Annotated in this window: 10 protein-coding genes; 3 read left to right on the plus strand and 7 right to left on the minus strand. The window is 45.9% G+C overall.

Annotated features, from left to right (window positions below):
- Positions 1–147: 147 nt before the first annotated feature.
- Complete coding sequence (locus ABCM67_RS03945) at positions 148–1,476, plus strand: threonine/serine exporter family protein (protein ID WP_147603266.1); 1,329 nt, start codon at positions 148–150, stop codon at positions 1,474–1,476.
- 95 nt (positions 1,477–1,571) lie between these two features.
- Here ABCM67_RS03945 and ABCM67_RS03950 read toward each other — a convergent pair whose 3' ends face one another.
- Positions 1,572–2,327, minus strand: coding sequence for a DUF4866 domain-containing protein (locus tag ABCM67_RS03950; protein ID WP_173722818.1), 756 nt, complete (start codon positions 2,325–2,327; stop codon positions 1,572–1,574).
- Positions 2,328–2,342: 15 nt separating this feature from the next.
- Positions 2,343–2,990, minus strand: a complete 648-nt coding sequence (locus ABCM67_RS03955) for a YoaK family protein (protein ID WP_147603314.1) — start codon at positions 2,988–2,990, stop codon at positions 2,343–2,345.
- Positions 2,991–3,156: 166 nt separating this feature from the next.
- On the opposite strand from ABCM67_RS03955, the gene ABCM67_RS03960 reads away from it, so the two are divergent.
- Positions 3,157–4,035: a LysR family transcriptional regulator gene (locus ABCM67_RS03960; RefSeq protein ID WP_015526026.1), complete on the plus strand. Its 879-nt coding sequence runs from the start codon at positions 3,157–3,159 to the stop codon at positions 4,033–4,035.
- 28 nt (positions 4,036–4,063) lie between these two features.
- On the opposite strand, the gene ABCM67_RS03965 is transcribed toward ABCM67_RS03960, so the two are convergent.
- The gene (locus ABCM67_RS03965) at positions 4,064–4,891 is read right to left on the minus strand and encodes a PRD domain-containing protein (protein ID WP_147603315.1); all 828 of its coding nucleotides are present in this window, start codon (positions 4,889–4,891) and stop codon (positions 4,064–4,066) included.
- A gap of 239 nt (positions 4,892–5,130) precedes the next feature.
- Positions 5,131–7,383 (minus strand): PTS transporter subunit IIABC, encoded by a 2,253-nt coding sequence (locus tag ABCM67_RS03970; protein WP_015526027.1) that lies wholly within the window; start codon positions 7,381–7,383, stop codon positions 5,131–5,133.
- A gap of 441 nt (positions 7,384–7,824) precedes the next feature.
- On the opposite strand from ABCM67_RS03970, the gene ABCM67_RS03975 reads away from it, so the two are divergent.
- Positions 7,825–9,546, plus strand: coding sequence for an ABC transporter ATP-binding protein (locus tag ABCM67_RS03975; RefSeq protein ID WP_147603267.1), 1,722 nt, complete (start codon positions 7,825–7,827; stop codon positions 9,544–9,546).
- 148 nt (positions 9,547–9,694) lie between these two features.
- Here the strand turns inward: ABCM67_RS03975 and ABCM67_RS03980 are convergent, their stop codons facing one another.
- The 3 genes from ABCM67_RS03980 to mmsB all read right to left on the minus strand — a co-directional run bounded on the left by ABCM67_RS03980 (position 9,695) and on the right by mmsB (position 12,293).
- Positions 9,695–10,138, minus strand: a complete 444-nt coding sequence (locus ABCM67_RS03980) for a hypothetical protein (protein ID WP_021650455.1) — start codon at positions 10,136–10,138, stop codon at positions 9,695–9,697.
- Positions 10,125–10,916: an AAA family ATPase gene (locus ABCM67_RS03985; RefSeq protein ID WP_015526030.1), complete on the minus strand. Its 792-nt coding sequence runs from the start codon at positions 10,914–10,916 to the stop codon at positions 10,125–10,127. The genes ABCM67_RS03980 and ABCM67_RS03985 overlap by 14 nt, the downstream gene beginning before the upstream one ends.
- Positions 10,917–11,117: 201 nt before the next feature.
- A complete protein-coding gene (gene mmsB, locus ABCM67_RS03990; protein ID WP_092070224.1) occupies positions 11,118–12,293 on the minus strand; it encodes a multiple monosaccharide ABC transporter permease in 1,176 nt (391 codons plus the stop codon).
- Between the last annotated feature and the right edge of the window lie 4 nt (positions 12,294–12,297).

The following is a 12,297-nucleotide window of genomic DNA, read 5'->3' on the forward strand; positions in this document are numbered from 1 at the left end:
TAACAGTGACGTTTTAGCACTGTCAGATTTTATTTCATCTACGCTTGACTTTTTCAGAATAATAGCTACAATATATCTGATTATAGTTATTATATATATTTATAATAGCAACTATATGATTTTAATATATAGAAAGAAGTGATTTCTATGTCAGATATTCTGATCAAACGTAATCATATGGAAATCCCCTGGCACAACTACGTAAGTACCAGGAACAGCCAGCCCATTACCGAAGCTTCTCTTTCCGAAAAAGCTTCCCTGATCGGCCGTACAGGCATGATGCTTCTCTCCTGTGGGACCGGTGCCTGGCGGGTACGGAGTTCCATGAATACATTGTCAGAAGCACTTGGTATCACCTGTTCCGCAGATATCGGACTGATGTCTATAAGCTACACCTGCTTTGACGGTGAGAGCAGTTTTTCCCATGCACTTAGTCTGACTACCACCGGCGTAAATACTTCCAGACTGAACAGGCTGGAACATTTTGTCAGTGATTTTCCTGCGGAGGGTATCCATATGAGCGGTGAAGCACTGCACAGTCAGTTAGATGAGATCGAGCGGATCCACGGGCTTTATTCCCCTGCAGCCCTGGGACTGGCTTCTGCACTGGCCTGTGGTGCATTTACTTTTCTTCTGGGCGGTGGCCCGCTGGAAATGATCCTGGCTTTTGCAGGCGCAGGCATCGGAAACGCCATCCGCTGCAAGCTTGGCAAGCATCATTTTACTCTGTTTATGTGCATTGCAGTTTCTGTTTCCTCTGCCTGTCTTGTATATGCAAGCTTCCTGAAACTGGCAGAGCTTCTGTTCCACATTTCCGTCCAGCATGAGGCCGGATACATCTGTTCCATGCTGTTTATCATTCCGGGCTTTCCGTTTATCACAAGCGGGATCGACCTTGCCAAGCTGGATATGCGTTCCGGACTGGAACGACTGGCCTACGCCATTATTGTTGTAATGGTGGCTGCTGTCTCTGCCTGGCTAATGGCACTGCTTCTTCATCTGAAACCTGTGGATTTCCTGCCTTTGGAGCTTTCGGCAGCTCAGAGGATCCTGTTCCGGCTTCTGGCAAGCTTCTGCGGGGTATTCGGCTTTTCGGTCATGTTCAACAGCCCTGTCCGTCTAGCCGCAGCTGCCGCCTTCATCGGCGCACTGTCCAACACTTTACGTCTGGAGCTTGTTGATCTTGCCGGTTTCCCCCCTGCTGCCGCGGCTTTTTTCGGAGCACTGACAGCCGGACTTCTGGCCTCCCTCCTCAAAACAAAAGTGGGATATCCCAGGATTTCCATTACCGTACCATCCATTGTGATCATGGTTCCCGGACTTTATCTCTACCGGGCGATCTACAATCTGGGGATCATGTCCCTGAATGTTTCCGCCTCCTGGTTTGCAGCTGCGATCCTGATCATCGTTGCTCTTCCTCTGGGCCTTATTTTCGCCAGGATCCTTACGGACAAAATGTTCCGCTACTGCACCTGACGGGCATACAAAAAGGACTGCTTTCTGTAGCTTCCGGTCATCAGCTATCCTTCTGATAACCGGAGCAATACAAAAGCAGTCCTTTTTTGTACATTCTATTTCATTACGATCTCATCAGCGATCCCGATCATTTTTTCCAGGCGGTCCGCAAATTTATGGATGGGGAGAAAAACGCCCAGTCCGTCATAACGTTTTCCACCATCCTCCACAGAATCCTGCCCATAATACACAAAAGCTCTTGGAAGCTTCTTCTGAATTGCCATCATGATATCCCATACAGCCGCATAGGCCTGTGCCTCCGTTTCCTTTTCCCTTACGCTGTCCGGAAGCTCATACACCAGCAGCACACCGATATGTTCGCCCATTTTGTACTCTTCTACTTCCATGGTAGCTTCATCATAGGCATGTCGCTTCCGGTAGCCATACGCCAAATACATCTTTACACCCTGCTTCTCCCTGTATATCCTGCGGAACCGGTCGTAATCCCTGTCACTTACATGAATTCCCTTTTCCCGCAGAAAATTTCCTTTTTCATCTGTGAGAAACACCGGATTCTCCTGTCCATCTGCATTGAACCTGAACGGTGCCAGAAAAGAATTTCGCAGAAGATCAAACATACTGTTCTGGCAGATTGCCATAAGGAGAGCTGTCAGATCACGGTTTTTATATGCGTCCAGCAATGCATAGGCGAATTTTTCCGGAGGAAGATATCCGCATTCTATGTCTGTATCCGCATCCATGGATTCATAGAAGGTCTCCGTCAGCCGTCTGCACGCCTCCGGATCCTTCAGGATCTTTTCAAATAAAAGCTCCGCCTTTTCCTCTCTTGGGAATAATGTGCTGTTTTCCACAATTCCTCACCCTTTCTAATCTCTATGTTTACTGGAAAACATCAGAATAAAGCTGATCAGAAGCAAAACATCCGATACCCAGATTGCCGGGATCCCCAGCCTCATGGACAGATTTCCTCCGCCACCGGCTCCAATGGCAAAAAAGAAAATTATTCCGAAATAATAAAGAGCCTGCTTCAGCTGTTCCGGACGTTTTTCACGACAATACACGGACAACGCCGCCGTGCCGCTTCGTAAATTTCCGATGCACATAGTGCTTGCATAGGAATAACCGCCCACCTTCCGGAAGGTCTGTACCTGCATGGCGCAGGAAAAGGATACCAGTACGGTTGCCAGCATATCCAATTCTCCCGGCATAAATCCCACCACAAAAAGGATCAGGATCTCGATCAGCAGGATCATCTGCCTCCAGTGAAGTTTTTTTGCATATTTAAAGGTACTCTGGATCCGCTCCGCCGCTACAACACCAATGGCAAAGGCTAAAACAGGAAACAGATACCTTAAACCGTCTCCCCACTGTCCTGTCATAAAATTATGGCTCATCAGAACCACGTTGCCTGTCTGGGCGTTGGAAAACACCTCATCTCTTGTAAAGTATGTGTAGGCATCCTGAAATCCGCCGGACATTGCCAGAAATACACTTGTGATAAAAGCTTCTGACATCTGCCGGTCCGCATTTTGCAGCTTTCCGCCTCCTGAAACCACTCTAAATCACTCCTGTCATTGATTTTTTTCCTCGGGTGTATTATAGTTTGCTCAGAAGCAAATGTAAAAAGTATTATTAATATCGTAAACATATTAAAATCATATCACAGGATGGAGACAATACATGATCACTTACGACTACTACCGGATCTTTTATTATGTAGCCCAGTATAAGAGCTTTACCAAGGCAGCAAGAGCTCTTCACAACAACCAGCCAAATATCACCCGCTGTATGAACAACCTGGAGCAGGAGCTGAAATGTACGCTCTTTCTCCGCTCCAACAAGGGAATCGCACTTACACCGGAAGGCCGCCAGCTTTATGAACACGTTGCCCTGGCTTTTGAGCAGCTGTCCATCGGCGAGGAGGAAATCCGCCAGAACGGAGAGCTGGAGCATGGTCTGGTTTCCATCGGCGCCAGCGAAAATGCCCTGCGTCTGATCCTTCTGGAAAAGCTGGAGCTGTTCCGCGAGCAATATCCCCATGTTCGCCTGCGCCTCTTTAACCATTCTACTCCTCAGGCAGTACAGGCACTGAAAAATTATGCGGTGGATTTCGCTATTGTCACTACTCCGATCTCCATCCGCAAGCCTTTACAGAAAAAAAGTCTCCTGCGTTACCGGGAAATTCTTGTATGCGGAAGCAAATATAAGGATCTGACCACTGCCCCTATCAGCATCCATGAGCTTCAGGATCTGCCCTTTGTAGGTCTTGCGGAAGGGACCAGCACTAGAGAAATGTATATGAATTACTTTATGGAAAACCGTGTTTCTTTTCATCCTGACATCGAGGCAGCAACTACAGACCAGGTCCTTCCCATGATCGTCCACAATCTGGGAATCGGCTTTTACCCCGAGCCCCTTGCCCGGGAAGTGATCAATGACGGGAAGATTTTTGCCCTTCAGCTTAAGGAGCCGCTCCCTCAGAGAGAGGTCTGCTTAGTCACAAACAGCAGTACTGCCATGAGTACTGCTGTCAAAAAAGCTATTGAATTTATTGTGTAAATCCCTGAGGCGGATCAGCCATTTACATTTATTGTTCCACTGTCCGCTCAATATGCATGGCAAGATAACCAATTTCAATAGGATCCAGCTCTTTACCCAGGCTTTTGCCCAGGCTCTCACAGACATCCTCCGCGATCCTGTAGGATTCCGGATATTTTTCTTCTATATATTCATTCATATCCAGCTTCAGTGTCTCCCCTGTGGAGACACGGGCTACCATATATTTGATATGGTTCATCATACGGTTGTAGGACAGGGAGATCACATCGATCTTTCTTCCTGTGGCCATCTCGATCATGGCGATGCATTCCCGTACCGTTCTTGCTGTCTGCATGGCAACAGACACCTTTTCATCTCCAAGTGCTGAGTGAATATGAAGTGCCACATATCCCACCTCATGCTCGTCGATTTCAATATCCATCCGCTCCTTCAGGATCTTCTTCAATACCTCCGCCACCTTGAATTCGCTGTAAAAAAGCACCTTGATATCATCCGTCAGAGGATTGCTGATCTGCTCATGATTCCGGATACGTCCCACTGCAAAGGAAATATGATCAGCAAGGGGAAACAGGATCCTTCTGTCTATGGTATCCCCAAAGGTCTTCTCAGCTTCTCTCAATATCTCATCTGCGATCTCCAGAAATTCCGGTGCTATGCTCTTTGCCAGTTCTTTTGCTGAGCCACGTTCTGTCTCCTGAGCCAGCCTGTAAATAGTACAGTCTGCCGGAGCCTCAAAACGCTGGCTGACCTTCTTTCCAAATCCCACACCTTTTCCCAGAAGTACATATTCCTGGTTTTCTTCCATATTTATGGCAATGATGCCGTTATTGTTCAATACCTTGCTCACTCTGTACATCTTTTTCCCCACCATTTTTATATATCCTGCTGCTTTTCCACATTCCACCACTGTCTGCCCCGGATTTTCAGTCGACATTTTTGTCTGCAGCTGTTGATTTTCTTTATCGTAACAGAATCTTTCTTTTGTGTAAAGCCCTTCTGACAGACAGTTATTTTCTTTGCCACAGGAAAAGCGCGCCCGGGCATTAGGCGCGCTTTTCACAAAACCAATCTTCTATATTATTGCTGAAAAATTTCCTATTCTTCCACAGTCTCTACTGCGAACAGCGGCTCTCCTGCCTTGATCTCTCCATTGGCAAGAAGGCGTACTCTCTGATTATCCTCGATCTCTGTGCAAAGGATCGGAGAACATAAGGACGGAGCGTTTTCTATAAGATACGGGATGTCAATCTTCATCAACGGCTCGCCTTTTTTTACATGCTGTCCCTGCTCTACCAGGATCTCGAAGCCTTTTCCTTCCAGCTTTACAGTATCAATGCCGATATGGAGGAGCATAGGAAGATCTGTATCTGTCTGGAATCCGATGGCATGCTTTGTGTCAAAAATAAACTCTACCTCGCCGTCTTCCGGAGCACAGATCACCGGGTCCTTCGGTGTGACTACAGCACCCTCTCCCATCATTCCTTCCGCAAAGCCTTCATCCGGCGCTGTGGAAAGGTCTGCGGCGATACCGGTTACCGGGCTGTAGACAATCGCTGTTCTGAGAACCTTTTTCTCTGGCTGCGTGCTGGCTTCGGATGTCGGAGCTGTGTTCTGAGTAGCCTCACCTGTACTTTCTGCTGTACGCTCTGTATCAGACTGAGCCTGATTTTCCGCATTGTCTGTTTCTTTCTCATTTGCACCTTCAAAATATTCATTCGGCGCTGTCTCCAGATAATCCTCCAGCTTGGATTTGATCACAGTTACCTGCGGACCGTAGATGATCTGGACACCCTGGCCTTTTTTCACGATTCCTCTGGAACCTGTTGTTTTCAAAATATCGTCGTTGACTCTTGCTGCGTCATGGACGGTGATACGGAGTCTTGTTGCACAGCAGTCCACATCACTGATGTTTTTCTTTCCTCCAAGGCCGGCTGTGATGGCTTCGCTTACCGGGTCTGCAGATGTACTTCCTGCTGCTTCACCGGCTTTTCCGGCTTCTTTTCTTGCGTTTACATCTGCTTTTGTATAAAGCTTTGTTTCTGTGTCGTCATCCTCACGTCCCGGAGTCTTAAAGTTGAACTTTTTGATCAGGAAGGTGAAAATCACATAATAGAGAATAAAGTAAATGATACCTACCGGGATAATCCTGAACCAGCTTGTCTTTGCATTTCCCTGAAGGATTCCGAACAGGAACAGATCCAGGAAACCGCCGGAGAAGGTAAGTCCTACTGCAATGTTCAGCATATGTGCGATCATATAAGCCGCGCCTGCAAGAACAACCTGTACTGCAAACAATGCAGGAGCTACAAACAGGAAGGAGAACTCCAGTGGCTCTGTGATTCCTGTAAGCATACATGCAAGGGCTGCTGAAAGAAGAAGTCCGCCTGCTGCTTTTTTCTTCTCAGGCTTTGCACAGCGGTACATGGCAAGAGCAGCTCCCGGAAGACCGAAGATCATGAAAATGAACTCTCCGGAAAAATATCTTGTTGCATCAGCACTGAAATGCGCTACATTTGCGGAATCTGCAAGCTGGGCGAAAAAGATGTTCTGTCCGCCCTGTACCATCTGGCCTGCAACCTCCATAGTCCCGCCAACGGCTGTCTGCCAGAATGGCATATAAAATACGTGATGAAGTCCGAATGGGATCAGCGCGCGTTTGATAATACCGAAGATCAGGGTTCCGACATAGCCGCTGCCTGTTACAAGACCGCCCAGAGCATAAATACCGTTCTGGACTGCCGGCCATACGAAATACATCAGGATTCCCACAAACATATATACAATGGTGGAAATGATGGGCACAAATCTGGAACCACCGAAGAAGGAAAGTGCGTTTGGAAGCACGATCTTATGAAAACGGTTGTGCAGAGCCGCAACACCAAGGCCGACGATAATACCGCCAAACACACCCATCTGCAAAGACTGAATGCCGCAGACAGAAGTTACAGTACCTTCCAGAACGCTTTTTGCGATCTGTCCGTCTGCTGTGATCTTGTCATTTACTACCAGCATACCGTTGATGGCTACGTTCATAACGAAGTAAGCGATCAGTGCGGAAAGAGCTGCTACCTCTTTCTCTTTTTTTGCCATACCGATGGCCACACCTACTGCAAAGATCAAAGGCAGGTTATCAAATACCGCACTTCCGACTTTGTTCATGATGACTAGGAGTGCATTTAAGATGGTTCCGTCTCCCAGAATCTTCTGAAGTCCATAGGTTGCAATGGTCGTTTCATTTGTGAAGGAACTGCCGAATCCAAGAAGCAGGCCTGCCACAGGAAGGATTGCGATGGGGAGCATAAAGGAACGTCCCACACGCTGCAAAACTCCGAAAATTTTGTCTTTCATGTTCTCTCTCCTTTTCTTTCGACGTTTTGGAGCGGGAATCTTTTAAGTGGGCAACAAAAAAAGACACCAACCCCCATAAACGTCAAATAAAAATAATAACATTTATGACTGGTTAATGCCTGCTTATCAGTTACACACCAAATCTGAAATACACTATACGGGTTTTGTTCTTCTGTGTCAAGGAGTAATTTGATTTTTTCCAAAAAATATCTCCTCATATCACTATCCGCTCCGTTGCCAACAATCTCTTGCGGAATATTTCCTGTGAACAGCAGCCATATAGTTCCTGTTCTCAGAAAGTATACAGAAACGAAACAGGCCAGAAATTCACTTATCTTGACTTTATTCTCACTTATGATAAGATGAACATAGAATGTCCGGCAGCAATATTTTTTGCTCAGACAACACTATACATTTCATAAAAACGGAGGTACTTTTCCGATGAATACCATCAAGAAATTCATCCACTACTACGGCCCGTACAAAGCGGTCTTTTTTATTGACCTGATCTGTGCAGCCGTTATCAGTCTGGTAGATCTTGCTTATCCCCAGATTCTTCGTACTATGACAAAAACTCTCTTTACACAGGATAAGGATATGATTCTTCATGCCCTCCCTGTGATTGCAGCTTCTCTTTTTGTTATGTACATTGTGCAGAGTCTCTGCAAATATTATGTAACCTATCAGGGACATATGATGGGTGCAAAGATGGAACGTGATATGCGCCGGGAGCTTTTTGACCATTACCAGGAGCTGTCTTTTTCCTATTACAGCAGGAATAATTCCGGTCAGATGATGAGCAAGCTGGTCAGTGACCTTTTTGACATTTCCGAGTTTGCACATCATGGTCCTGAGAATCTTTTTATCTCTCTGGTAAAGATCGTCGGTGCTTTTATCTTCCTGTTCTTTATCAACAAAAAACTTGCACTGCCGCTGATCCTCCTGGTGATCGTGATGTTTGTGTTTTCCTTCCGCCAGAATGCAAAAATGCAGGAAACCTTCATGGAAAACCGGCGTAAGATCGGAGATGTAAATGCCAGTCTTCAGGATACGCTTTCCGGAATCCGCGTGGTGCAATCCTTCGCAAACGAGGACATCGAACGTGCCAAATTTAAGAAAAGCAATGAAGCGTTCCTTGTTTCCAAAAGAGATAATTATCACTGTATGGGAAGCTTCATGAGTTCCAATCTTTTCTTCCAGGGCATGATGTACCTGGTAACTCTTGTTTACGGCGGCTATCTGATCGCTCAGGGTGAAATGCAGACTGCAGATCTTGCCATGTATGCCCTGTATATCGGAATCTTTATCAGCCCCATCCAGATCCTGGTGGAACTTGTGGAAATGATGCAGAAGGGTCTTTCCGGTTTCCGCCGTTTCCTGGATGTGATGGAAACAGAATCCGAGATCAGGGATGCAGACAACGCTGCGGAGCTTACGGACGTGAAAGGACATGTGCGTTACGACCATGTTTCTTTTCATTACAACGATGATGAAACTCCTGTGCTTTCCGATATCTCTATTGATATCCCGGCAGGAAAATCCATTGCCCTGGTGGGACCTTCCGGAAGCGGAAAAACCACGATCTGCTCTCTCCTGCCCAGATTTTATGATGTGACCGGCGGTTCCATTACTGTAGACGGAAAGGATATCCGCGGGCTGACTCTTAAGAGCCTTCGAAGCCAGATCGGTATGGTACAGCAGGATGTCTATCTTTTTGATGGAACCATCAAGGATAATATTGCCTACGGAAAGCCCGGAGCTTCCGATGAAGAGATCATCAAAGCCGCCAAATGTGCGAGTATCCATGACTTTATCATGGAGCTTCCGGATAAATACGACACTTATGTCGGAGAACGTGGCACACGCCTTTCCGGCGGACAGAAGCAGCGGATTTCCATTGCACGTGTATTCCTTAAGAATCCTCCGATCCTGATCCTGGATGAGGCCACCAGCGCTCTGGATAACGAAAGCGAACGTTGGATCCAGAAGAGTCTGGAGGAGCTTTCAAAAAATCGTACTACCATTACGATCGCGCACCGGCTTTCTACGATCCGTGATGCGGATGAGATCATTGTGATCACGGAGGAGGGTATCGCCGAAAGAGGCACTCATGCTGAACTGCTTGAGAAGAATGGATTGTATGCTGCATATTACAATATGTAGAAAGATACGAGGGAGGCGCTTCGCTGTCCCACTGAGATTTTTATAGGGCAAAATAAAAGGCTACTGTATACCTTATCAATAGTGATATAGATATATAGCAGTCTTTTTATTTGTCAATTACTATCTTTTCAAAAAATTCAATCAAAGATTACAGCAGATAAACCGGAAGCTCGTCTTTAATTCCTACTGGCTGGTTGTTGTCCGGCTCATCTTTCTTTGGGGTGAGGAATTTGGCCTGGAGTTCGTCGGCGTTTCCTCCGCTGATCACGTTCTGGGCTACAGTTCCTGTTGTTTCTGCTGCAGCTGTTTTCTTTGCTGCGGTTTTACGTGCTGTTGTTTTTCTGGTAGTGGTTTTCTTTGCTGTTGTTTTTGTTGCGGCTGCTTTCTTTGCTGTGGTCTTCTTTGCAGGAGCTTTGGCTGCTGTTTTCTTTGCTGTAGTTTTTTCTGCCGCTTTTTCAGCTGTTTCAGCTTTTACCTCTGACGGCTTCTCTGCTGCTTTAACCTCAGCCTCTTTTACCTCTGTTTTTGTTTCTGTTTTGGATGCTTTTTCTGCATTTACTGCTCTTGCGATGCTTGCTTTACCTACTGACACGATTCATTACCTCCTCTGCCAATGCTATGTACTCTTTTGCGCTGCGGCTGCTTTTTTTGAACTCCACAACTGGTTCACTGCTGTCCTGGGACCATTCGATGGAGCTGTCTACACGGATAAAAGATTCGAAAAGATAGATTCCTTCCATTTCTTTCAGTGTTTCCATAGTCTGTTTGAAATAATTCTTTCTGGCATCTGCCTTGGTTACTACGATTCCCAAAACCTTTAAATCCGGAGCGATCTCCCTGACTTCATTGAGGAAATCAAACATATTTGCAAGACCAAACATACCCCACGGACTTGCCTCTACCGGAACAAGAACATAATCGGATGCACATAAAATATTCATCACCCAGCCGCCAAGAGTAGGCGGTGCATCAATGAGAATGTAATCGTACACTCCGGAATCTTTAACCTTCTGCAGACATTTCCGCAGGATAAACTCTCTCTGCCATTTTGTAAAAAGCTCATATTCCACGGAGCTCATCAGCGTAGACGACGGAACCAGATCCAGATTCTCATACTTCGTATGCACGATAAAATCGCTGAGATCCGACTGATGACCGATAGCATAGTAGAGATTCTTTTCCCCTGCTGCCATCTCAAGCACTTCTTCCTCCGAAAAAAAAGAAAGGGAAAGATTCAGCTGCATATCACCGTCTACCATCAGTACCTTCTTACCCATGCCGGCCAGTGCCGCTCCCACATTGGAACAGCTGGTGGACTTTCCGCTGCCGCCCTTATTATTTGCAAAACAGATCGTTACTGTATTTCCCATTACAGCCTCCCGACAACATAATTTCGTATTTTCTGTCACTTGCCCTTATTATAATATAACGTTCTCCTAAAAACAAGCACATCCCCCATAAAACCACGAAAACCGACAAAATAACCTCACATAAAACAACAGTATATACACCCAAAAACAGCAGGTTCCGGATCACTCCGAAAACCTGCTGTCCTGATTCGCTGACTATTATTATTTTACGATAAAAGATTTTCTCTTGCTGACAACATCGAAGATAACCGCTGCCAGAAGAACCATACCTTTAACAACCTTCTGGATATTCTGGTCAATACCCATGATACTCATACCAAGATTCAGAACACCCATCAGAAGTGCACCAATGATAACACCAGGAACTGTACCGGTACCACCATAAGCAGAAGCACCACCAATAAAACAAGCACCGATCGCATCCATCTCAAAGTTTGTACCAGCCTGCGGGTTGGAAGAATTCAATCTGGCCATTGTCACCATACCTGCGATAGCAGCCAGAAGACCCATGTTCAAGTAAGCAAGGAAATAAACTTTGTTCGTATCAATACCGGAAAGCTTTGTTGCCTTCTCATTACCACCAACTGCGTAGAAATAACGGCCTGTTGTAGTCTTGGAAGCAATGTATGTATAGATCGCGATGATCACTGCAACCCAGAGAAGAGAATTCGGGATACCTTTGTACTGAGCAAGTCTGAACATGAATGCAAGAACAACTACACAGATCAGAACCATCTTCACTGCAACACCACCGAAAGACTCAACACTGTAGCCTTTTTTTGCACGGTCTGCACGGTTTTTCATAACAAGTGCAACATAGACGATGCAGACAATAATGCCAACTACGAAACATGTTCTGTTAAATCCTTCACCTCCACCAAGGAAGTCCGGAATATAGTTATTGAACAGAGCCAGATAAGCATCCGGCATCGGGGCCAGGGTCTGTCCTTCCAGAACTACGTTGGAAAGGCCACGAAAAGCAAGCATACCTGCCAGAGTAACAATAAATGGAGGAATTCGTACATAAGCGATCCAGAATCCCTGCCATGCACCAATGGCAATACCCACAAGAAGCATCACGATCATAGTGAGATACGGGTTCATACTGTTGAGAACCATCATCTTACCACCGACAGCAGCAACAAAGCATACAACAGAACCAACTGACAGATCGATGTTACCACCTGTTAAAATACAGAACAGCATACCGGTTGCAAGAATAAATACATATGCATTCTGGGCTACCAGGTTATTTACATTCTGCGGAAGAAGCATAACGCCCTTTGTGTTCACAGAAAACATGATCACAACAAATACCAGAACAATGACCATGGTATATTTTTTTAATATTTCTGAAAAACTAATCTTTTTCTCCATCTTC

It is taken from the genome of Blautia sp. 2227st1_G12_2227SCRN_220401 (genome assembly GCF_039062885.1).
GTDB classification, from domain to species: Bacteria; Bacillota; Clostridia; order Lachnospirales; family Lachnospiraceae; genus Blautia_A; species Blautia_A fusiformis.